Raw genomic sequence first — 23,831 nt, forward strand, 5'->3', positions numbered from 1 at the left:
AATTACCTAGTGAAGGCTAATATACATAACAAAACTCGCGGACATAATAGACAACATGCAATAAAAAAATCCAGTATACCTGGATAAGCAGAAAGCGCTATCTTTACAGAAAATAGCATAACAACTATGGCCAAAAACAACTTTTCATTCCGTGCCAGATTAAAGAGTTTTCACTATGCTTTCAGTGGGTTGAAAACAGCCTGGCAGGAAGAACATAATTTCAGGGTGCATTGTATAGCGGCCATTATGGCCATACTGCTATCCGTTGTGCTTCACATCAGTACCCACGAATGGATTGCTGTACTCTTTGCCATTGGTTTTGTATTCGTCTGTGAGTTGTTAAATACTGCATTGGAAAATATGGCTGACTTTATCTGTCCAGAACATAACCCAAACATCAAAAAGATGAAAGATGTCGCCGCAGCGGCAGTGATGATAAGCAGCATCACCGCGCTATTGATCGGCCTATTAATTTTTACCCCCAAGCTGATCTCATTGGCCCTTCGTTACATTTTCTAACGCGAATTTCTCATCAAATGCAATCTTCTTCGGATCAACAAAAGACATTTTTCCAGCTTTCTCCTCCATCGCACCATAACCTTCCATTGCACGAGCTTTAGATAATTTAAATATCACCTGGCGGACCGATTCCTGTCCCTCAGAAGAAAAAGTATAATCGGCCGTTAAAATGTCCCCCTTCAATACACCATCAATATGTCCGCTATTACGATCTTTTTCCTTCCAGGCATAGCTAAGATCACCCTGTACCTTTTCTCCATCAACAGTGATTGACAGTGAAATGGTATCGCCATTTTTAAGGTACTGATATGTACTCTTTCCACTAAGAAACCCCGCGGTATCCAATGGTTGAGTAGTTTGAACAGTATCATTGCGTTTCGTTGAAGTAACTTGTTTTTTTTGTTCCTGATGGCAGCCAGCACAACACAGCAACGCTATAAATCCGAAATTGATTATTCTCATCGTCTATTTTTTGTTTGATCGTATAGATAGCAATTCAAAAGAATTTTTGTTTTAAATAACTACCATTTAAAATTTTCAAATTCAAAAAACAAAAAGCAAGCGAATATTGTTTATAAGTTAGATAACAGTCTACTATTTTAGCACGATATAAGCTATTAAAAATAAACAATTTAGTAACAATAAAATTATCGTAGGCTTATTGTAAAGCTAATTTTTATTAGTAAATTGTACATTATAAAATTCAGGAATTCTTAACCAATATTAGTATGAAAGATGTAAGCTTTAAGAAATTTGATAGTGGATGTACATCACTCACAAAATTGTCCATTGAAACAGACTTGGCTATTATTGTTAAAGAGCAAGTTACGATTCCTTCCGAATCCAAAATTGAAAAACTCAGACGCTGTAAAGAAGAGTTACTTAAAAGCCTTTGGTTTGTTCAACGTCAATGTTGAGATAACATTTTCCTTCAAATTTCGACTATCCGCCGATCAGCATCTTATGGTCTGACCGCCACACATTCAAGTCACTTTTAACACAAAATAAGCCCCTCTGCTTTATGCTTCTAGGGGCTTTAAATATATTCAATAATTCGCCGTCACAAGGGATCAAAGCGATTTCAAATGTTTATAGTTCGACTTAATGGTATCCCACACCTCTTCGAAATTACCCGACAACATTAATTTTGCCATACTTTCTGTCATCCCTTTCATTTGACTGAAGGATATTTTGGGTGGCATAGCCAATGCATTGGGATTGGTATATAGATCAATTAGGACAGGCTCATCGACAATCCCAAAAGCCTCATGGATAACACCATCCACCTCCTGGGGTTGAGTCACCGTAAATGCACGTATGCCCATCGCCTGGGCGATCATCGCAAAATCTGGATTGACCATATTAGTTTCCTGATCTTTAAGACCTGATACCTGCATTTCCAATTTAACCATACCAAGTGCACGATTGTTGAAGACGATGATTTTGATCGGTAAGTTATATTGTTTTATTGTTGCAAGATCCCCCAACAACATGGATAGGCCTCCATCGCCACAAAAAGCAATAACCTGGCGCTCAGGATGTGTCAATGCAGCTCCAATAGCCATTGGCATGGCATTAGCCATAGACCCATGATTGAAAGACCCCAGCATGATTCGATCCTTTCGCTGATTAATATAACGTGCTCCCCAAACACAGCACATACCGGTATCAAGCAAGAAAATCGCATCATCATTGGCTTTCTGATCAATGGTATGAGCGACAAATTCTGGCTGTATTGCGCATTCGCTGCCTGAATCCTCCACATACGTCATGAGATCTTCCTTGACCTTTTCATAAGAAGCAAGCTGCTTCTCCAGAAATTTCGTATCCGAACGCGCTTCTACAAAGGGCAATACCGCTTTTAAGGTATGCTCAATATCGCCAACAAGCCCATAGTCTACGATGGATCTGCGCCCTAGCTTTTCACCTTCAATATCAATCTGGATAATAGTTTTGTTGGTCGGTATAAAATCCTTATAAGGAAAATCAGTCCCTAAGAGTAAAATAAGATCGGAATGATGCATACTTTGAAAAGCCGAAGCCATTCCTAGAAGTCCTGTCATCCCGATTTCATTGGGATTGTCGCGTTGGATATCCAACTTTGCTTTAAATGAATAACCTACTGGCGCATGGATCTTTTGTGATAACGCTACAATTTGCTGCTGTGCTTTCTTGGCGCCAACACCGCAGAACAAGGTTATCTTTTCTGCCTGATTGATATATTGTGCTAATCGCCCAATTTCCATCTCTGAAGGTCTAATTTGCGGCTCGGTAAAAAACACCTTCGTTGAAGTATTCATTTGAACCGCTTCCATTTCTGATACGTCACCAGGTAGGCCGATAACTGCAACATCCCGTTTAGAGATAGCCTGTTGTAATGCATTTTGCACCATACGTTGCACCTGCTCCGGCCGAGTGATCATTTGGTTGTAGCAAGAACAATCATCAAACAGTTTGATTGGATTGGTTTCTTGAAAATAATCGGTTCCAAATTCGTAGGTAGCACATGTTGATGCGATCACAAGCATGGGTACACGAGTCTTGTGTGCTTCATAAACACCATTGATCAGATGCACATGCCCAGGCCCACTGCTTCCCGCACAACAAGCGATCCCGTGCAAATCAGCTTCTGCCGTTGCAGCAAACGCCCCCACTTCCTCATGCCTGACATGTATCCATTGCATCGTTCCATCTGCATGAACAGCTTCGTTGAAAAAATTTAAACTATCGCCGGTTACGGCATAAATACGCTGAATTCCCGCATCCTTTAAAAGACCCACAATCTGGTGTGCTACATTTTTCATACTTATACTATAATTTAAGATTTTGTGATAGCGGCATCGTGCAAATTATATTGCCGCTATTTAAGAACAACAATAATGTAGCATAATGGTTTGGGACATTAGCTGAACAGGTCTGTCGTTTCCCAAGCGTATAATCTGGTCGAATGTGCAATAACAGCCTCAATTGGGAGCAGGTATACACTGAGCTCAAATTAAAGCCAACAATTCGCTATACTTGAAATAAAAAGAAATTGTATTCAACAAAAAAAGCTGTTTCAAATTCATTGAAACAGCTTTTTTAAAATGATAGCTTGGATAAATCCTTAGTTGATTTGTCGCGACAACTCATCGACAAAACGCTTTGCATCATTGAGATCTTTATTCCAGTCCGCATAGCGTTTAGCGGTATTTAATTTTGCAATTTTTGCATTTAGCTTCGCTAGGTTGGCTTGATCTTTTGACTTCTCCAACTTGGCTTTCAGAATGCCGACTTTGGTATAATCCTGAATACCTTCCAACATACGCTCGTAACGGATAGAGCTTCTTCCTTGCGGATAAACGATATAGGTGTCTCCTGCCGGCCACGTACGGAACCTTGAATCATGCAGTGGATCCTTCACCCAGGAGTTGAATGCCCAACGCAATGCCCCATCGAAACCTGCCGCCAGCGCATACCAAGCCATATAGGTGGATTCTGCTGGATCCGAGAACGTAAATTGATTTGGAAATTCGTCCGAACAGCACACATAAAATGTCGTGATATATCCTTTTTTACGTCGCTCAATAAGATCGTTCTGATCAAAAGGATCGCCAGCGGCGACGCTGATATCTGTACTCTTATGATAGCGTTGGTAGCTTTTGTGATTATCAGCAAATGCAACACCAAATTCGGGCGCTACTTTTTCCAATAAGGCGATCGCTGGATCCATTTCTTCCCGGCCTCTTTCATCCATCGCAATATTGGTAATCTTTAACCAGCCCTTTGCGGTAATGTGCTTACTAAAATCCTTTAAGAAAGGCGTCCATAGCTCCTCAAATATTGCTGTACCGGGTTTTGCAATCACATTGACCAGTTCATTTTTGCTCTCATCGAAATAATGTACCTCGTTGTTCCATGGTAAAAGCGAATAGCAATTGATCTGTTTGTTGACCCCTAGATCCATCATAAAGTTTACCCATCGATCAAAAACAGTATAATCATAAGCCCAGGAACCGTCTTTTGCCTTCTTCCAGGTGATCATATCCGCATAGGGATCATAGGTCTGTACGTTCCACGCATCCTTATTTAAAGTCGCAGTAATCACTTTTTGCCCAGCAGCTGCAAGCTGTTTCATGGTCGGCTTCAACGCTTCAAAATGTTCATCGCTCCACATCTTCACATTATTGACCCGAGCTACAGCAGAAGGATGTTGCCATTGGTCCAAATGATAAGTCCACTGCGACGATGGCGGCAGCACATGATTTTGAACATTGACGATAAGCTGTAATTGCTCTTTCACCTTGCCATTTTGTTGAACCGAAATTGTCGTTTTATATTGTCCAGCTGCAGCTTCCTTGGGAACCTTTACGGTAATCCATACAGGACGGACTTTCTTCGCTTCAAGGTCATAGCTTTTGAGATCATCCAACATGTCTGCCGAAAGAGAAGCTTTAAAATCTTCTGGCTTACGATGGCCACAGCCACTTGCAAATTCATCAGTCATGACATAACGAACAAAACGCGCTTGTACCGCATCGCTGCCAATCACCTTGCCTGTTGTTGATTTTAATTCACTTGCTGATACAGCGACATGCGCTGTGGCAGCACTGGTCCATAACAATACTTGCGCCGATACTTGTTCACCTTTCCAGGCATCTACAGTCGCCGTACGTTGTGTTGTCAGATTTGGATTGACAGATTTGGGATAACGTTTGTCTATCGATACAAACGACGCATGTAGGCCGGCTTTAACATTCGACCAGTTGGATAATGTATCCTTTGTCGTATCGGCCATTTCAGTAAATGTTGTCCCTGTAGCAAAACGCTGCTGGGAAAATCCCGGATTACTGCCGCAAAATAGCATACAAGCCAGGGCAATAGAAGAATAAATTGTAGTTTTAGGCATAACAGTTATAATTAACAAAACTTTAGCGAAGCGATGATCTTCTTTCCAGCCCAGGAGCAGGGTGCTCGCAGAAAAAAGGCAAACAACTTCTGTTTGCCTTAAAAATAGTAAAATTTTATTTATCTATAACTAACTTTGTTCAAAAATTTCAGAAAGTGCTTTATACAGTTCAGGATGATGGGTCTTGAATTTCGCTGGATCCTCAAAGAAATATTCAGAAGCAACTGCAAAAAACTCGGCTGGATTGGTCATGCCATAGACATCAATATCAGATTTATTCGCCTTTATTTTGGCAATCTCTTCTCGTATCAGATTCATAAAAGGAATGACTGAAGCTTTATCCATCAGATGTGTTGGAATGCCATCCACAGTACCATCGGTTTTATCGATCAAGTGTACAAATTCATGTATCGCTGTATTCTGTCCATCTTTTGGGTTCCTAAAACCATACTCCAATGCCGATTTGGACAATATCATTTGTCCGTTCATGGCTCCCTCACCTACCATTCCCATTATATTTCGGTCAGCATGGCCTTCAAATTCATACGCTGTATTGAACTGGGAAGGATAAACCATAATATTGGTCAAATTGGGATAAGTCCATTTCTTAAAGGCAAATATTGGGATAATTGCACTGGCGGCAATCATCATATAATCTTTCAGCTCAACCGCTACGCCCACACCTTCAATTTTGACCGTATCCAAAAATTTTAAACAGCGGGTTTCAAATTCCATTTTATCCGCATCGGACAGATTGCGGTAATAGGCAACTTCTTTTTCCAGAATTTCCTTTCCTTCGTCGCTTAATACACGTTTAATGGCTTTGCTGTTTTTGGCCGTACGATTTAACAGGTAATAAACAACATAAATGGTTACTGGTATAAGCAGTATAATAAATAGTTTTCCTAACATATTAGTTGATCTGTATCCATTTGGGATCCCGAGCCTGCAAATTACGCAAAAAGCCTTTAAAATGTGAGGTTCCGAATAAGATTAAAATCTTTTGCTGTGGGGCGTCAGCAACTAATGATGCCAGGTTTTCTTCCCTTTTTTTCATGACAAATTCTTTATCAAATTTGTTCTTTAAGGCTGCTTTGATCGGTTTACAGGAATAAGGTTCTTGGAGCGGTGTTTTGTAATCACAATCATCCAGTTTGATCGTACCATACAGGTATTCAAACTCGTCAAGCAATTTATTTTTGGGAATATCCGCATTCACCGCCGTTTCATAATTCACCAGGAAAAAGGAATAATCGGGCTGACTGATGATTCGTTGCCCCAGTTTACGGTACATGGGCGCCCGAAGAACCCGGGAGGTATCGCCCGGTATTTCAATACATTGCTGCAGCCCGAGCCGATTGCCTGTAAGTTTTCTAAATTTGCGGTCATACAGATCACGTTGTGCCGCACTATCCACCTGATAGGCGATACTTTCATAAAAAACAACATAGCCCGAACGTTGGAGGGAATCTACAGCGCGCTGAATTTGATCATAGTACACCCGCGTACCCAGATGCCGCATTGGAATATAAACGACTGATCGATCGCCATGGCGAAGCTCGAATTTTCGTGAGGCATCACGCAAGACACCTGTACCTTGAACCATCAATGACGTTTGGCAGCCCAAAAGAACAAACAACACAAAACAAAGGGAGATAATCTGTCTCAATCGCATACTACTCATTATAATATCTATTCTTTGCTAGCAAAGACAATACCATCTGACGTTAATTTGCCGGTATTAGGCAAATTTTGACTTCAGGTAATTACTTTTCAAGATACTTTTATATGAATAACATAAAATGATAACAATATATTATCTCCCTTGTTCTATAAATTTTATAAGCTTGTCAATCCTATTGTTGTTCCATTTGGAATTACAGCATTTTTTTTGATGACAACAATGCCGTCACAAATGGTATAGGTGGGGTGATTGGCGTTCAGCAAATGAGGTCCACCATTGATCCGGACATCGTTGCCGATACGACAATTTTTATCCAAAATAGCATTCTCAATATAACACCGTTCTCCAACACCGACCACAGGTATATTTTTACGCTTTGCTTCCTCCATATCGACGAGATCCTCATAATAATCTGATCCCATCATATAAGTACCGCGCACAACAGATCCTGTACCAATCCGTGAACGAACGCCCACGACGGAACGGTCTATTTTATCAGCTTGGATAATACAGCCATCCGAAATGACCGAATTGATTAATGTTGTACCCGAAATCTTAGAAGGCGGCAACATCCTTGGACGGGTGAAAACCGTATTTTTATCAAACAGATTGAAGGCCGGAATATTATCGGTCAAACCAATGTTGGCTTCATAGAAAGACCCTATGGTACCGATGTCTGTCCAATAGCCCTCAAATTGATAGCTAAGCACCCGACTTGTATCAATGGCATCGGGAATAATTTCTTTACCAAAATCCATTCCGCGATTCTCTTCAAGCATACGTTTCAGGACGCCTTTTGAAAAAACATAAATACCCATAGAGGCCAGAAATTCTCTGCCCTCACCCTTTAAATGATCGCTCACTTCTGAACTCCAGTCTACCAGCTGCTCGCTATTCGGCTTCTCGATAAAAGAGGTGATATGATTCTTTTCATCCGATTTCAGTATACCAAAACCGGTGGCATCTTTGGCGTTTACTGGTATAGTGGCAATGGTCAGGTCGCCTTCGTTTTCGACGTGGAAGTCAACCAGTGCATCAAAATCCATTTGATACAGCTGATCCCCTGATAAAATCAGTACATAGTCATAATCAATACTCGCCAGCTTCCGAAACGATCGTCGCACGGCATCGGCCGTACCCTCGAACCATTTGTCGCCATCGTTGGTCTGTTCAGCAGCCAGAATATCGACAAAGCCCTTGCTAAAAATACTAAAGTTGTAGGTATTCTTAATGTGGGAGTTGAGCGACGAAGAATTGAATTGTGTCAACACAAAAATCTTGTTAAAACCCGAATTAAGACAATTCGAGATGGGAATGTCCACCAAGCGATATTTCCCGGCAATGGGAACTGCTGGCTTAGACCGTTGATCGGTCAATGGATACAGACGTGAGCCCCTTCCTCCGCCCAAGACGATAGCTACTACATTATGACGTGACATATCAAATTACATTAATTGGTTATATAGACTTATATACTTCGCTGCAGATTTATCCCAAGAAAAATCCAACTGCATCATTTTACGTTGATTCTCCTCAAACTGCTTTTTACTATCGTAAAAATTTATAGCCCGAACAATCGCTGCACTAATTTCAGTGATTGTCAGACTATCAAAACCTATACCGTAGCCATCATTTTTCAGATCGATTACCGTATCTTTTAATCCCCCCACCTGATGCACGATCGGCAATGTACCGTACTTCATAGCATAGAGCTGATTAAGTCCACAAGGCTCAACACGGGAAGGCATTAAAAGAAAATCCGCACTGGCATAAAGCCAATGGGCCAGATTTTCATCATAACCAAAGAACACATCAAAATTATCAATTCCATCATCGACGAGTGATTTCACACGTGACTGGATCGCTGGGTCTCCGGCACCCAGTATAAATATACTTAATCTATCGTGATACTTCTCCGTCAAATCCAAAATTATCTCCGGAAGTAAATCCGCTCCTTTTTCTGTTGCAAATCGGCCGATAAAAACAAGCAACGGTCGATCTGGATTGATTTTATACTGCTTCGCCAAAGCCTCCTTATTTTTCAACTTTCCGGAAAAAGCTTGTACAGCATCGTAGTTTTCTAGCAAGGTATAATCAATTTTAGGATCCCAGATTTCCCAGTCAATTCCATTGACAATACCGACAGATTTATTTCGCTCATCATAAAACAGCTGCTGCAAACCATTGGCTTCCACATATAGCTCTTCCAGGTAACCTTCGGAAACCGTTGTGTACGCATCGCAACATTTAATGAGGGCTGCAAGCGGATTAATTAAACCATCCCAGTCCAATAGTCCCCATTTCCAACTATCGAAAGCGGGAAACAGAATAGCTTTACTCCAATGTGTCCAGCCCTGATACTGCCCATTGTGGACGGTGGCCACCGTTTTAACGTCGGCAAGAAAGTTATAGTCATTGCTATACCTCATCAAAAAAGGCATTAAGCCGACATGATGATCATGGCAATGCACAATATCAGGTACTATATTTTTATCCTTAAACCACGCCAAAACAGCATGTTGAAAGGCGATAAACTGCTCGCCTTCATCCGGATAACAATATACCTCCTGCCGATCGAGTTTACCTGGAATCTTAATCAGGTAGAGCTCAAATCCAAGTACCTGATGATCTTCCTTATAAACACTGTAGCGCAGCAATTCAGATCCTTGATAAAAAGTACCTTCATGAACTAGGCTAAAAGCATGATCCCTAACAAAAGGACGATCATACCAAGGCATGACAACCGCCGCCTCCCATCCCAGTTTGGTTTGGTATTTGGGCAGCGCGCCCACGACATCCGCGAGACCACCTACTTTGGCCACGGGATAACATTCTACACTCAAGTGAAATACGTTCATTCTTCTTTTACAGCATGAGATTTAATAACAAGATTTTATACAGGGATACGCTCGCCTTGTTTAATGGGATTGACTTCCTTTACCGCTCTCTTCCTTTTCAAAATATATCCGCCAAGCGGAGGTAAATGAACTTGAGCAGACTGTACCTGGTTCATCCAATGCAGGTGTTCACTATGAATGAGCAGCTGATGTATTCCAGAACCGAAATAGGTCAAATCATCCGAATTCAGCAGCACTTCCCATTCACCAGCGTAAGGTAAACCAATACGGAAATGTTCCCGAACAACAGGCGTTAAGTTAAGTACAACAACCGTATCATCCCAGGCGTCAAATCCCTTTCGCCAATAGACGACAACCGAATTTTCACGATCACCAGCATCTATCCATTCAAAGCCCGAAGCGTCAAAAGCCTTCTGGTAAAGACTTGGTTGGCTCCTATAAACCGTATTCAGGTCGGCTACAAATTGCTTCATACCCTGGTGTGGCGCAAATTCCAAAAGATGCCAATCAAGCGATTGGTTTACATTCCACTCCGAAGTCTGCCCAAATTCTCCGCCCATAAACAGCAATTTTGTTCCTGAAAAAGTATACATAAAGAGATACAATGCCCGCAGGTTGGCAAACTTTTGCCATTCATTGCCCGGCATCTTATAAATTAATGAATGCTTTCCGTAGACAACCTCATCATGTGACAGCGGTAGCATAAAATTTTCATGGAAAGCATATACTGTCGCAAAGGTCAGTCGATCATGATGATAGCTGCGATTAATCGGATCCTCTTTAAAATAATCCAATGTGTCATGCATCCAGCCCATCATCCATTTCATTCCAAACCCCAATCCACCAGCATAGGTTGGGCGACTGACACCTGGCCAGGAAGTCGATTCTTCCGCGATGGTCTGCACATGTGGGAAATGTCCGTAGACGGCCTCATTCAGTTCTTTTAAAAATTGTACCGCTTCAAGATTCTCATTTCCACCAAACTCATTGGCAATCCACTCGCCTGCGTTTCGACTATAATCCAAATAGAGCATAGAAGCAACCGCATCGACCCGAAGTCCATCGATATGAAAACGATCCAACCAATAAAATGCATTACTGATCAAAAAAGAACGCACTTCATTACGTCCGTAGTTGAAAATATAGGATTGCCAATCGGGATGAAACCCTTTCCGGGGATCTTCATGCTCGTATAAGCTCGTGCCATCAAAACGATAAAGACCATGTGCGTCACCTGGAAAATGTGACGGAACCCAATCCAGCAACACCCCTATCCCGGCGGCATGCAGCTCCTCAATCAGATACATGAGATCTTGTGCCGATCCGTAGCGTGAACTCGCAGCAAAATAGCCCGTTATCTGGTATCCCCAAGAAGGGTAATAGGGATGTTCCATCAGGGGCATAAATTCTACATGGGTAAAATTCATTTCCTTCACATAGGATACGAGCGCCACAGCGATTTCGCGGTAGTTGAGCAAAGTATCCGGACTTTCGGGATCCCGCGACCAAGATCCTAAATGCACTTCATAGACAGACCATGGTTGATCCAGCCTGTTTTTAACAGCCCTTTCCTGCATCCATTGCTTATCCTGCCACTCGAACCAGGTCGAATGAACAATGGAAGCAGTCTTTGGCGCGATCTCCCACTGAAAAGCAAAGGGGTCTCCTTTTTCAAGTTGTTCGCCAGTATAAGTCTCAATAACATACTTATACGCCTCCCCATTGCCAAGCCCCGGAATAAATCCCTCCCAGATTCCGCTACCATCCCAGCGCACATAGAGCGCGTGACGCGCTTTATCCCAAAAATTGAAGTTGCCGGTTACAAAGACCGATTTTGCATTTGGAGCCCAAACCGCAAAATAAACGCCTTTTTCACCATTGACTTCCAGCTCGTGTGAACCGAACTTTTTGTATAATTTGAAGTGCTTACCCGACTGGAATAAGGCGACATCAAATTCAGAAAATAGACTATGCGGAATTACTTCATTGGTCATGTTTTAACCTTCTATCAATATGTTATCAAATTCTCGTGCGACATTAATCCAATACCGCCCCTTATCATCTACTTGTACTTTTGTTTCAATACCATCGGTCTTCACCTTCTTAGCCTGAAAAGGCAAGCCGATTAACTGTAATTTATATTCCTCATATCGCTCCGTAAAAAGCCCATCTTGCGTCTGTTTAATCGACAGGGATTCTTTGAGCCCCGATACGGTAAAGCATTTTTCAAGATAAATATCCTGCTCATAGGCAAAGGTGTCGCCATGATCCGAATACACATACGAACGGGTTACACCTTCAGCGAAGTAAACATTGAGCTGCAGCTCCTCAATTTTCTTTTCACCAGTATATTGCATCACTGGATATTCGGGGATAACAGATCCCCCACGAATGAAAATCGGCATCTCATCAATCGGTGTAGGAACAGTATGTTCTTTACCGCCCACGTAGGTTTCATGATTGAAATAATAAAACCAAGTACCTTCAGGCAGATAGACAATCTTGCTTTTTTGTCCCGGCTGCAAAACTGGGGATACCAATATTTTATCCCCAAAACAGAATTCCTCCTCACGTTGCCAATTGGTCGGTATATGCTGTTCGACCATGGAAATCGGACGTAATATGGGAAAACCATACTTCGTTTGCTCCCAAAAACAGGTATAGATATACGGCAACAACTTATAACGGAGTTCGATAAATTTCCGATTGATCTTTTCCCAATCCTCCCCAAAACTCCAGGGCTCCCGGTCGCGGGTATCGCCAGCGGAATGCACACGCATAAAAGGCGAGAAAACGCCAAATTGCATCCATCGCGTAAATAACTCACCGTCGGGTTCACCCGTAAACCCACCGATATCCGTTCCACAAAAGGACATGCCCGAAGTCGACAAACGCTGTAACTGCAAGGTTCCCAACTTGAGATGTTCCCAACTCGCCAAATTATCGCCGGTCCAGACCGAAGAATAGCGTTGTGTTCCCGCATAAGCCGCTCGGGTGATGGTAAATGGCCGTTTATTTTTATACAATTTCTTTAAACCATCATAGGTTGCCCGGACCATCTGCATGCCGTAGATATTATGTGCCTTACGATGCGAGCCCCGATGCCCGTCATATTGGTGACGTACATCGTCGGGGAACGTTCCGCGGCCAAATACGGCCGGTTCATTCATATCGTTCCAGAAGCCAGCCACGCCATCTTCCACAAGGCCCTGATATAAGGTGCCCCACCATTGACGAACCTCCGGATTGGTAAAATCAGGAAATTGACAACGTCCCGGCCACACAAATCCTTCCATAAAATAATCATCCCCGCGGCGACAGAAATACCTATTTTCCTTTCCTTCCCTGAACACCCAGTAGTTCTCATCAACCTTGATGCCCGGGTCGATCATCACCACCGTTTTAAAGCCATCATTGGCCAAATCGCTGATCATATTCTTAGGATTGGGAAAATACTGCTTGTTCCAGGTAAAACAGCGGTATCCTTCCATGTAATCGATATCAAGATAAATCGCATCACAGGGGATCTGTCGCTTCCGAAACTCCTCAGCAACCTTCCGGACATTCGCTTCGGGATAATAACTCCAGCGACACTGATGGTAACCAATTGCCCACAGCGGTGGCAGGTAATGCGTACCTGTCAGCGTATGATAGCGACGGATGACGTCGATAATATGTGGACCATGGATGTAGTAGTACTGCAGTTCCCCTCCTTCGGACCAAAAGCTTGTTTTTCCCGGATCTTCCGCGGCGAAATCAAAATACGTTTTAAAGGTATTGTCAAAGAATATACCGTAGGCTTCACCATCTTTTAAACCAATATAAAACGGAATAGTTTTATAAAGTGGATCCTGATCGTAAGCAAAAGCATAAGTATCTGAATTCCAATTTTTAAGTCTTTTACCTCTCAGGTTCAATTTAGTGGCCTTATCCCCCAGTCCATAAAAAGCTTCGTTTTCAAAGGCCACTTTTGTGCTATATACATAATAGCCTCCAAAATCAGGGTTTTCCTCCCAGTGCATCGGCGCCAAATCTGCATTGAACAGTTTACCTGAACGATCAGCAAAAGAAATCAAAAAGTCATTCTTATTGATCTTACAGGAAATAGTATTCGTATGCACCAGATAATGATCTGCCTCTTCCTTGCATTGATGTATACTGACGCGGTGATCTTTCTTGGCCAAGGCATACGAAAAATCCTCCAAAAAAGTCCCTTGTGGAGCCAGCCGTACCCGCACGATCTCATCCGTGACGATCTTAATTTCTACCTTGGCTTTGCCGTCAGAAAAATAATAAGACTTATCGTTTTGATTGTGGGCTACTATCGTTTCAAGGTATTTCTTTTCAATTTTCGGTAAATCCAATACCGGATTATTCACATGATGCATACTCTCCAAAGTACCATCATTTTCCTCCTCATGTAGTGTGGTTTGATTTAGGTTGTCGTCTTCAAGCATAATTGTAATATGTTAAAAAGTTTCTGAAGGCTTAATTCCTCTTTAAGATAGAAAATTAATCCTGCGCTGACAACAAAACACAAAAAAAAATCCCGCCTATTGGGATAGACGGGATTTTTTTCAATACCTGTGGATAAACTTCTACAGCTTACTTAACAAAATGCGCACGAAGCATCCAGGCCATCTTTTCATGCTTTTCCAATAGTCCAACCAAAAAGTCCTCCGTACCATTATCTGAAGTGCCTTCAACCACAGAAATGTCGGCACGAATTGACATCGCTATAGCTTCATGGTCAGCCAACAATTCTTTGTAATAGGACTGACTGTCGGTTTTTTCTGAAGTAGACTCCGTTAAACGAGTCAATTTCAAATATTTATCAAAGGTACCTACCGCATAATGCCCTAAAGTACGTACACGTTCTGCTACTTCATCGATCACTTCAGCTAGTTCATCGTATTGTGATTCCAAAAATAAGTGAGCAGCATGAAAATCCGCACCTTCCACATTCCAATGCGCGTTACGCGTCTTCATGTAGACAATGTGTTCATCTGCCAACAGCACATTTAACAACTTTGCAACTTTTTTCAAGTCCGCATCTTTAATTCCAATTGAAGTTTTCATATTATAATCTTTTGTTAACTATATGTTTTAAATGCTTAGTTAAATTTACCCAAAAATGCGGTAAAAACCAAATAAAAGCCAGTCAAATTCACAACAATTACCTCACCCCACTATACCAAACCAGACTTACATTTCGTATTACTGCAAAGCGTTTGCTAGACTGAAAAAATGAAAAGCGAAGGCTGCACCGACAGTGTTCTTTGTAGAAACAGATAAGACCTAGATTGTACCTTATGAACGAAACATTTCAAACAAAAATCGATCAAGCTATTATTTAAAGCACATAATGTTGTATTTTTGCAGACATCTTTATTTTGAGGGAAAGCTGCGGACAACATGGACAACAATACCTATTTTCACAAATTCAAACAGGATATTTCAGCGATTGAACTTCCAACACGATTTACCTTCCCATTTTGCTATGAACCGCACCCCCTCGCCGTAACCGCCGCAAAAGAACTTCAATATTACATCGAAACACAAGAGGACTGGACCCACAATTTTGGCCTGGACAGCGCCATGGAGGGCCTCGCTATTGGAAAAATGTTCGGTGTGCTGGTTGTCAGAAACCAACACAATGAGCTTGGCTACCTTGCCGCTGTTTCGGGAAAACTGGCCGGAAGCAACAAACACCGCTATTTTGTACCGCCAATATTCGATATGTTGGAAGAAAACAGTTTTTTTCTAAACGAAGAGGTGCATCTCAATGCACTGAACCGCAAAATAGAAAGGCTTGAAAATAGTGAAGAGCTAGCAGACACGCAGCGTAATCTTGACCGGTTAAAAAATGAATGGGATAAGTCGCTCGATGAGCTAAAATCGAAATTAAGAACCCAAAAGAAGGAACGAAAAGAAACCCGTACAAAACTGAAGGTCAGTTTATCCGATGCGGAATATGAATTATTGATGGAAGACATGCGGAGCCAGAGTTTAAAAGACAAACAACAGCTTCAGCGCTTTCAATATGACATGCATTTGGCTCTGGAAACAGAGAGTAACCATTTACAACAATTGCTATCTACGATTACCGCGCTAAAAGAGGAACGCAAAACACGCTCAGGCAATCTGCAAAAACAGCTTTTCGAACAATATAATTTTCGCAATGCAAAAGGGCAACGCAAGAATGTCGTCGACATATTCCATGAATTTGACACGATAACTCCGCCTGCGGGATCGGGGGAATGCGCTGCGCCAAAACTGCTGCAATATGCATATGAAAACCAGTTAACACCCCTAGCTTTGGCCGAATTTTGGTGGGGCTGCTCCCCTGCATCTGAAATACGCAGGCACAAAAACTACTATCCGGCATGCCGCAAAAAATGTGAACCGATTTTAGGGTATATGCTCCAAGGCTTGGTCGTAGATCCGAATCCCATGCAGCAGGAAACGACCTTGGATATCGCACTTCCTCAAATTTATGAGGATGAAGATATTATCATCATCAACAAACCAGCAGAATTTCTTTCTGTACCAGGAATATATGTCAAGGATTCGGTCTACAACCGTATTCTTCAACGTTATCCAAAAGCAGGCCCGATTATTATCCACCGCCTGGATATGTCGACATCCGGCCTATTGGTTGTTGCCAAAAACAAAGAAGCGCATAAATTTATTCAGGATCAATTTATTCAGCATACCATCAAAAAAACATACATTGCCTTACTTGATGGTATTATCGAAGCTCCATCCGGCTTGATCGACCTCCCTCTTCGCGTCGATCTGGATGATAGACCCCGACAAATGGTCTGCTACACCTATGGCAAGCCAGCGCAGACAAAATGGGTAAAAATTGCGATAGAGAATAATCAAACGAGGGTCAGGTTTTATCCCTTGACTGGCCGAACCCACCAGCTCCGCATGCATGCCGTGCACCCCAATGGGCTAAATACACCTATTGTTGGTGACGATCTCTATGGCAAAAAAGCTAATAGATTACACCTTCATGCCGCTTCAATTACCTTTATACACCCTCGTTTCAAAAAAGAAATGACCTTCGAAATCGAGCCAGATTTTTAATAGCGCTGACTATATCGTTACAAAAGTCAGTAAATAAAGTAGCGGAAAATCATCGCCAAGTCAAAATGTAATGTGAAAATTATTGACCCAAATCAATAATTTAACATAAACAACTCACAAACAAATACTTACGAACAAATGTAATTCAACTACTTTCCTTTATTACATTACAATAAAATTTTAATTATTCTTAATTTTTTGTTTCCTTTGTTCACTGATTTTTTGATTTTAATACCTATAAAGTCAAAAATAAAGTAGAAACAGGAAAACAATTTTGAATTTTCAAGATTATAGCAATATAATGAGAGCTAAAATAGACGCAACAACCTTCATAACTAAACTCTTTTTTTCGATAACGCTCGTACTAACGGTGTCCATGGCTTTTGCCCAAAACAAGACCGTAACCGGTACAGTTAAAGATGCAAAGACCAAGAATCCTATACCCTATGCTACCGTAGCCGTCGTTGGCGCTCCGGCTTCTGCTGGAACCACGACGTCGACCAATGCAAATGGTGAATTTAAACTTGTCTTTCCAACATCGTATGTAAAAATCAGAGCAAGTTACATTGGGTATGACAGCAAAGACGCTTTTGTTACGAATGATGCAACGCAAACAAAAGAAATTCTGATGGATCAACAGGACAACATGCTGGAAGAAGTTGTTGTCAAGGCCACAAAGAAAAAATACAGCAACAAAGATAATCCTGCTGTCGCACTGATCCGAAAAGTCATCGAGAATAAGGAGAAAAATAGACTTTCAGGACAACAATATGCTGAATTTGACCAGTATGAGAAGATGTCTTTAGGACTGAGCAATCTTTCGGAGAAATTCGTCAATAAAAAAATATTCAAAAACTATCAATTTCTTTTTGAAACGGACGACTCCGCTAAAACAGCCAACAAATATGTTTTGCCTGCCTTTATTGAAGAAAAAATGTCCAAGGTATATTACCGTAAAGATCCAAGCAAAACCAAACAGTATATCCTTGGTGACCAACGGGCACAATTTGACCCTAGATTTATTGATAATGATGGTCTGACAGCCTACTTCAATAAACTGTACGAACAAGTTGATATTTACGACAACAACATTTCATTGGTTACCAATCAGTTTTTAAGTCCAATTGCTAATTCCGCTCCTACTTTTTATAAGTTTTTTATAACGGATACCATTAAGACTGTTCAACCCTGGTTGGTCGAATTAAGCTTCTTTCCACGCAACAAGGCCGACATGTTATTTAAAGGTCAACTGTATGTGACGTTAGACGGCAATTATGCGGTGCAGGGCGCCAATATGACTGTGGCCGATGATATCAATCTAAACTTTGTACGTGACCTTCAGATACAGCTTAAATTTGAGAAAGACAGCAAAAGTCGCTTCTACCTAAAAACAAGTACCCTGGGTATCGATTTTTCTTTAACGGAAAAAGGCATGGGGATCCGCGGAAGTCGTACAGTTGATTACAACAATTACAAAGTCGGCATTCAGCGTCCTGATAGTACCTATGATGGTCCATCTACGGTCATTGCCTATAATGTAGAAAATAAGAAAGCGATTAAAACATTGTTTGAAACACAACGTCCGCTTGTCCTTGCGCAAAACGAACTGAATATTTATCATAATATTGATACCTTACAAAAGATCCCTTCATTCCGTTCGTTCATGGATATCGCTGCCTTATTGCTGTCAGGATACAAACAGGCCGGCCCAGTTGAGATCGGTCCAGTCAATACATTCTATAGCTTTAATCCCGTAGAAGGTTTCCGTTTACGTGTCGGCGGACGTACAACAGAAGCGCTAAGCAAGCGTTTCTATGCTGAATCGTATGCGGCCTATGGTTTTAAAGATCAGAAATGGAAATACTTTTTCAGCGGTACCTACGCATTTAACAACAAATCGGTCTACTCCTTCCCAATGCACTACATCAGGGCCTCTTATAAAAAGGATACGAAGATTCCTGGACAAAAACTGGAATTTATTCAGGAAGACAACTTCTTGCTGTCTTTCAAACGCGGTGATAATGACCGTTACATTTATGAGACAAATTACGGCTTAGAGTATAAAAAAGAATTTTTAAACCACTTGGCTATTGGCGCGGCATTCAATATCAACAGACAAACACCTGCTGGAAGCCTTACCTACCAGATGGTAGATGCCAACAATGAAAGTAGACTGTTTAATGAATTGAACTCGACAGAAGTATCCGTAAATTTCAGATATGCTCCACATGAAGAGTTCTATCAAGGCAAGATTTACCGGACACCTATATTCAATCAATATCCGATCTTCACGCTCAATTATACTGCTGGAATCAAAGGATTGGCTAAAGGTGAATACAATTATCACAACTTTAATGTTGGTGCATTCAAACGCTTTTATTTTAGTCAATTTGGATTTGCTGACGTAACAGCTGAAGGCAACTATATTGCAGGTAAAGAGATCCCATTCCCTTTCTTGACAATCCATCGTGCCAATCAGACCTATGCTTATCAATTGAACTCGTATAACTTAATGAACTTCCTGGAGTTTGTTAGTGACCACAATGCCTCATTGAACGTGCAGTATTACATGAACGGTTTTCTGTTGAATAAAATTCCTTTGATCAAAAAGCTTAAATTACGTGAAGTATTTAGCTTCAAAGGTGTATATGGCGGACTGCGCAAGGAAAACAATCCTGACGATCCTAACTATGGCTCAAAGGTATTCACTTGGCAGCACAATGCAGAAGGTGTACAGAGTTCTTATACCTTCGGTTCAGAACCTTATATGGAAGCCAGTATCGGTCTATCCAACATTTTTAAAATATTACGCGTGGACTACGTAAAACGTCTAAATTATCTTGATCACGTCGATGCACCAGCTTGGGGTATTCGTGCGCGGGTCAGATTTGACTTCTAATAGTTTCCATAAATTTATAGTATAATTTGAAGCCCTGTTCATATAAATGACGGGGCTTCTTTTTTTGCCCTAGGCTTCCGCAACATAGGCTCCCCCGCCAACGATTTCTGGACGAAATAGCGGGGAAAGCTTCGTACCTGCTTCGTACCTTATTCGGAGATACAACAGATGTTGTACAGATGTTGATCAGATTCCGACCAGCCCCTGACCAGGAATTACCTGGTCAGGGGCTGGTCAATATTTATTGCAAGATTGTCGCCTTCCGAAGCTGGTACGAACACAATACGAGGAAAGCCCCACTGCATCAGGCCTGCAGACACAAAAACCGATGGCTTATGAACAAAAAAATCCCCCTTGCATAGTACAAGGAGGATAAAATAGCATATGACGATGGTTAGTTTTTATGTTTAAATGCATCCACACCACTTTGTAGGAATGCCTTGTACTCTTCTACATTGTAGTTGGCACCACTCTGGGGCACCAGTTTTTTGCCCGTCGGATCGACAATAACGTACAGCGGCTGCGAATTGCTATCGAATGTAGCCGCTTGAAAATCGCTGTTTTTCTTGCCGATGGTATTGATCTTTTTGCCACTATACTTTGAAACAAATTGTTCGTTTGCAGCCAGCTCGGTTTTATCATCCACAAAAAGTTCGGCCATCACAAATTCTTCTTTTAATAATTTTGCCACAGCTTTGTCCGTCCAGACATTCGCTTCCATTTTACGACAATTGACACAATTCCAGCCCGTAAAATCAATTAAAACAGGCTTGTTTAATTCTTTAGCCGTAGCTAAGGCCTGGTCGTAATCATAATAAGGATCAAATCCCTTAGGCGTGCCTCTGTCATGAAAAATTTCAGCATATTTTTTCACCTTTCCATCTGAATGCGCAACAGCTCCGGCACTTACACCCGAAGAAAGATCAAAATCTTGTGTTGCCGATGGCGGTAAAAAAGCGGAAATTGATTTTAAAGGCGCTCCCCATAAACCTGGCACCATATAGACCACAAAAGAAAAAACAACAATGGCCAAAATAGTTCGAGGAACAGACAGGAATTTCAGCTCACTATCATGGGAGAACTTGATCTTGCCAATCAGGTATAGCCCCATCAACGCAAAAATAGCAATCCATAGCGACAGGAACACCTCTCTATCCAACAAGTTCCAGTGGTAAGCTAGGTCGACATTGGATAAAAATTTCAACGCTAAAGCGAGTTCCAAAAAGCCTAAAACGACTTTTACACTATTCAGCCAACCGCCAGATTTCGGCAAGGATTTAAGCATCGAAGGAAACATCGCGAACAAACCAAAAGGAATGGCCAAGGCAATGGAGAATCCCAGCATCCCAACTGCTGGACCCAATCTCTCGCCTTTCGAAGCTGCCTCAACCAACAGTGTCCCTATAATCGGTCCCGTACAAGAAAATGAAACCAAGGACAAACTGAAGGCCATAAAGAACAACCCCACTAATCCACCTTTATCCGATTTGGCATCCATTTTATTGACAAAGGAGCTTGGCAAGGTAATTTCAAAAGCACCAAAAAAAGATGCCGCAAAGCCCACCAACAACAAAAAGAAAATGAAGTTGAAGATACCGTTGGTGGAAAGTGCATTGAGTGCATCAGACCCGAATGCGATCGTGATAATCATCCCCAGAGCCACATAAATCACAATAATAAATAATCCATATAACAGGGCTTTACTAATACCACTGGCACGACTCCCCGCCTGTTTGGTAAAATAACTCACCGCCAGCGGTAACATCGGAAAAATACAAGGCATCAATAAAGCGGCAAAACCGCCTAAAAGGCCCGCAATAAAGATACTCCACAGCGATTTTTTGCCTTCTGCCCCAGCTTTGTCTACGATTGTCCCAGCTACCGATTTCATCTGGGCGGAATCGGCTTTTACGGTAGCGGTATCTGGAGACTCCTCAAAGGACAGTGAATCGGGACTTATCGTACCATCCGTAAACTCAAGCCCCTCCAACGTGTTTGTTGTATCCGCTTGGGCAAACATTGCCACAGGCGCAACCAACAACAACAAAAGGATTAATAATTTAAAATTGACTTTCATGTTGTGTTATTCTTAGGTATAAATTGGTTTTTGAATAAATGAAACCCGAGGAGCTAGAGACTCCCCGAGTTAACTATAAACATATGAAACTAAATCTTTTTAAGCACCAAATACCGGATTTGCCAATCTGCAGATCGGTTGAAAACCCGAGAAATCAACGTCCGTAGAAAGATACCCTTCTTTTACCGGCTCCTCTTTCACCAAATCGGTACTTAGGTATTTTTTGTTATCATCACAAAGTAAGGTCACCACGACAGCTTCATCGCCCAGCTCCTGCTGTAATTTAATCGCTCCGATTACATTTGCTCCCGAAGAGATTCCAACAGCCAATCCCAATTGGCGCGATAGCTTCTGCGCCATGATAATGGAGTCGCCATCGTTGGCACATACGACCGTATCGAGTTCATCCAAATCCACAATGGCAGGAATAAACTCATCAGATATTCCCTGAATACGGTGTGAACCTACCTTATGCCCTGTAGTTAAGGTTGGACTTTCTGCCGGTTCTAGCGGATGGACGCGGACATTTGGGTTTACCTTTCTTAAGCTTCTACCTACACCCATGACCGTACCACCAGTTCCCACACCAGCAACAAAAGCATCAGCAACTAAGCCCTGTTCCTCCAGTTGCTTTACAATCTCGTAACCGGTGGTTTTCTCATGCGCTTCGGCATTATATTGATTCTCGAATTGGCGTGGAAGAAAAACACCGCCCTTTGCAGCAAGCTCTTCACTTAAACGAATACTTCCTAAAAAACCACCTTCTTCTTTGCTTATCAGCTGTATATCGGCACCCATGCTGCGAATAATATCGGTACGCTCCTTACTCAACCAATTGGGCATAATAATCTTTACCTGATGACCAAGTGCTTTACCGATTGCTGAAAAGGCAATCCCTGTGTTGCCACTTGTGGCTTCAATGACAACATCACTCGGCCGGATCTGACAATTCATATACGCTTTGTATAAAATATAAAGCGCCATCCGATCCTTAATGCTACCAGTCAGATTGTAGTTCTCACATTTCACGAAAATTCGTCCGGGTTTACCTTTGTAAGTATACTGTAGTTCCAACATCGGTGTATTTCCGACCAATCTCCACAGATGTTTGAATCTCTTGTCCAATGCAGGTGACAAACACGCACTTAATAATTCTTGTTCAGCCATTTCTTATAAATGATTATTCTGTTGCAAAATTGACCATCGACAAGATAATATTCAACACATCACTATAATTTCAATAAAAATTAAATTAAAAGATATAAAAACCAATAAATAATTCAGAACAATAGCGTATTTTTACAACCGTACCGAAAATATTCAGATTATGGAATTGGATGAAATAGATGTAAAATTATTACGCCTCCTACAACAAGATGCCTCCATGAGCAATAAAGCGCTATCCTTTGAACTTAACAAATCTATCGCTGCTGTTCACGAACGCGTTAGAAAGCTAAAGCGGTTGGGCTACATCAAAAAAACGGTGGCAATTTTGGACCGCCACAAGATAGGCATTGGGTTAATTTCCTTTTCTCAGGTCTTTCTCAAGGCGCATACTTTTGAAGTGTTGAATGAATTCGAAAAAGAGGTAGCTAAATTTCCCGAGGTGATGGAATGCTACCAAATGGCGGGTTCTTACGACTTTATGTTACGTATCGCAACCAAAGATATGGATGCTTATCATATTTTTCTGCGGCATCGACTGGCCGTACTACCGCAAGTAAATACCGTACAGACCTACTTTGTATTATCGGAGACAAAAAGCGAGACGGCCTACCCCCTTTAATCTTTGTCTTAAAAACCCAAGGAAT

Annotated in this window: 17 protein-coding genes; 5 read left to right on the forward strand and 12 right to left on the reverse strand. The window is 41.6% G+C overall.

Going from position 1 to position 23,831, the window contains the following annotated elements; genetic code table 11:
- The first annotated feature begins 126 nt into the window (after positions 1–126).
- Positions 127–519: a diacylglycerol kinase family protein gene (locus B4Z47_RS17580; protein ID WP_070569758.1), complete on the forward strand. Its 393-nt coding sequence runs from the start codon at positions 127–129 to the stop codon at positions 517–519.
- Here B4Z47_RS17580 and B4Z47_RS17585 read toward each other — a convergent pair.
- Positions 493–981 (reverse strand): hypothetical protein, encoded by a 489-nt coding sequence (locus tag B4Z47_RS17585; protein ID WP_070569756.1) that lies wholly within the window; start codon positions 979–981, stop codon positions 493–495. The genes B4Z47_RS17580 and B4Z47_RS17585 overlap by 27 nt on opposite strands.
- Positions 982–1,247: 266 nt before the next feature.
- Here B4Z47_RS17585 and B4Z47_RS17590 point away from each other — a divergent pair, with 266 nt between their 5' ends.
- Positions 1,248–1,436, forward strand: coding sequence for a hypothetical protein (locus tag B4Z47_RS17590; protein ID WP_112374468.1), 189 nt, complete (start codon positions 1,248–1,250; stop codon positions 1,434–1,436).
- Positions 1,437–1,589: 153 nt separating this feature from the next.
- On the opposite strand, the gene B4Z47_RS17595 is transcribed toward B4Z47_RS17590, so the two are convergent.
- The 9 genes from B4Z47_RS17595 to B4Z47_RS17635 all read right to left on the reverse strand — a co-directional run bounded on the left by B4Z47_RS17595 (position 1,590) and on the right by B4Z47_RS17635 (position 15,028).
- Complete coding sequence (locus B4Z47_RS17595) at positions 1,590–3,323, reverse strand: thiamine pyrophosphate-dependent enzyme (protein ID WP_070569752.1); 1,734 nt, start codon at positions 3,321–3,323, stop codon at positions 1,590–1,592.
- Between the two features lie 302 nt (positions 3,324–3,625).
- Positions 3,626–5,407 (reverse strand): DUF4091 domain-containing protein, encoded by a 1,782-nt coding sequence (locus B4Z47_RS17600; RefSeq protein WP_201303507.1) that lies wholly within the window; start codon positions 5,405–5,407, stop codon positions 3,626–3,628.
- A gap of 129 nt (positions 5,408–5,536) precedes the next feature.
- Positions 5,537–6,319, reverse strand: coding sequence for a zinc-dependent peptidase (locus tag B4Z47_RS17605; RefSeq protein ID WP_070569750.1), 783 nt, complete (start codon positions 6,317–6,319; stop codon positions 5,537–5,539).
- A 1-nt stretch (position 6,320) separates the two neighbouring features.
- The gene (locus tag B4Z47_RS17610) at positions 6,321–7,091 is read right to left on the reverse strand and encodes a hypothetical protein (RefSeq protein WP_159332893.1); all 771 of its coding nucleotides are present in this window, start codon (positions 7,089–7,091) and stop codon (positions 6,321–6,323) included.
- 155 nt (positions 7,092–7,246) lie between these two features.
- Positions 7,247–8,530, reverse strand: coding sequence for a glucose-1-phosphate adenylyltransferase (locus tag B4Z47_RS17615; protein ID WP_070569746.1), 1,284 nt, complete (start codon positions 8,528–8,530; stop codon positions 7,247–7,249).
- A 6-nt stretch (positions 8,531–8,536) separates the two neighbouring features.
- Positions 8,537–9,949 (reverse strand): glycogen synthase, encoded by a 1,413-nt coding sequence (locus B4Z47_RS17620; RefSeq protein WP_115048071.1) that lies wholly within the window; start codon positions 9,947–9,949, stop codon positions 8,537–8,539.
- A 35-nt stretch (positions 9,950–9,984) separates the two neighbouring features.
- Positions 9,985–11,943: a 1,4-alpha-glucan branching protein GlgB gene (glgB, locus tag B4Z47_RS17625; protein ID WP_115048069.1), complete on the reverse strand. Its 1,959-nt coding sequence runs from the start codon at positions 11,941–11,943 to the stop codon at positions 9,985–9,987.
- Between the two features lie 3 nt (positions 11,944–11,946).
- Positions 11,947–14,406: a glycoside hydrolase family 31 protein gene (locus B4Z47_RS17630; protein WP_070569740.1), complete on the reverse strand. Its 2,460-nt coding sequence runs from the start codon at positions 14,404–14,406 to the stop codon at positions 11,947–11,949.
- Positions 14,407–14,554: 148 nt separating this feature from the next.
- The gene (locus tag B4Z47_RS17635) at positions 14,555–15,028 is read right to left on the reverse strand and encodes a Dps family protein (protein ID WP_070569738.1); all 474 of its coding nucleotides are present in this window, start codon (positions 15,026–15,028) and stop codon (positions 14,555–14,557) included.
- Between the two features lie 336 nt (positions 15,029–15,364).
- On the opposite strand from B4Z47_RS17635, the gene B4Z47_RS17640 reads away from it, so the two are divergent.
- Entirely contained in the window at positions 15,365–17,044 is a 1,680-nt protein-coding gene (locus B4Z47_RS17640; protein ID WP_070569735.1) for an RluA family pseudouridine synthase, read from the forward strand.
- 376 nt (positions 17,045–17,420) lie between these two features.
- Positions 17,421–19,943: a DUF5686 and carboxypeptidase-like regulatory domain-containing protein gene (locus tag B4Z47_RS17645; RefSeq protein WP_115048067.1), complete on the forward strand. Its 2,523-nt coding sequence runs from the start codon at positions 17,421–17,423 to the stop codon at positions 19,941–19,943.
- Between the two features lie 394 nt (positions 19,944–20,337).
- On the opposite strand, the gene B4Z47_RS17650 is transcribed toward B4Z47_RS17645, so the two are convergent.
- Positions 20,338–22,020 carry a protein-disulfide reductase DsbD family protein gene (locus tag B4Z47_RS17650; protein ID WP_115048065.1) on the reverse strand — a complete coding sequence of 561 codons (1,683 nt, stop codon included), beginning with the start codon at positions 22,018–22,020 and terminating at the stop codon, positions 20,338–20,340.
- A gap of 99 nt (positions 22,021–22,119) precedes the next feature.
- Positions 22,120–23,187 (reverse strand): PLP-dependent cysteine synthase family protein, encoded by a 1,068-nt coding sequence (locus B4Z47_RS17655; protein WP_115048063.1) that lies wholly within the window; start codon positions 23,185–23,187, stop codon positions 22,120–22,122.
- A gap of 160 nt (positions 23,188–23,347) precedes the next feature.
- Between B4Z47_RS17655 and B4Z47_RS17660 the strand changes: the two genes are divergently transcribed.
- Positions 23,348–23,806, forward strand: a complete 459-nt coding sequence (locus tag B4Z47_RS17660; protein ID WP_046675839.1) for an Lrp/AsnC family transcriptional regulator — start codon at positions 23,348–23,350, stop codon at positions 23,804–23,806.
- The last annotated feature ends 25 nt before the right edge of the window (positions 23,807–23,831 follow it).

The sequence above is a fragment of the Sphingobacterium sp. UBA2610 genome, from assembly GCF_002339225.1.
Lineage (GTDB): Bacteria > Bacteroidota > Bacteroidia > Sphingobacteriales > Sphingobacteriaceae > Sphingobacterium > Sphingobacterium multivorum.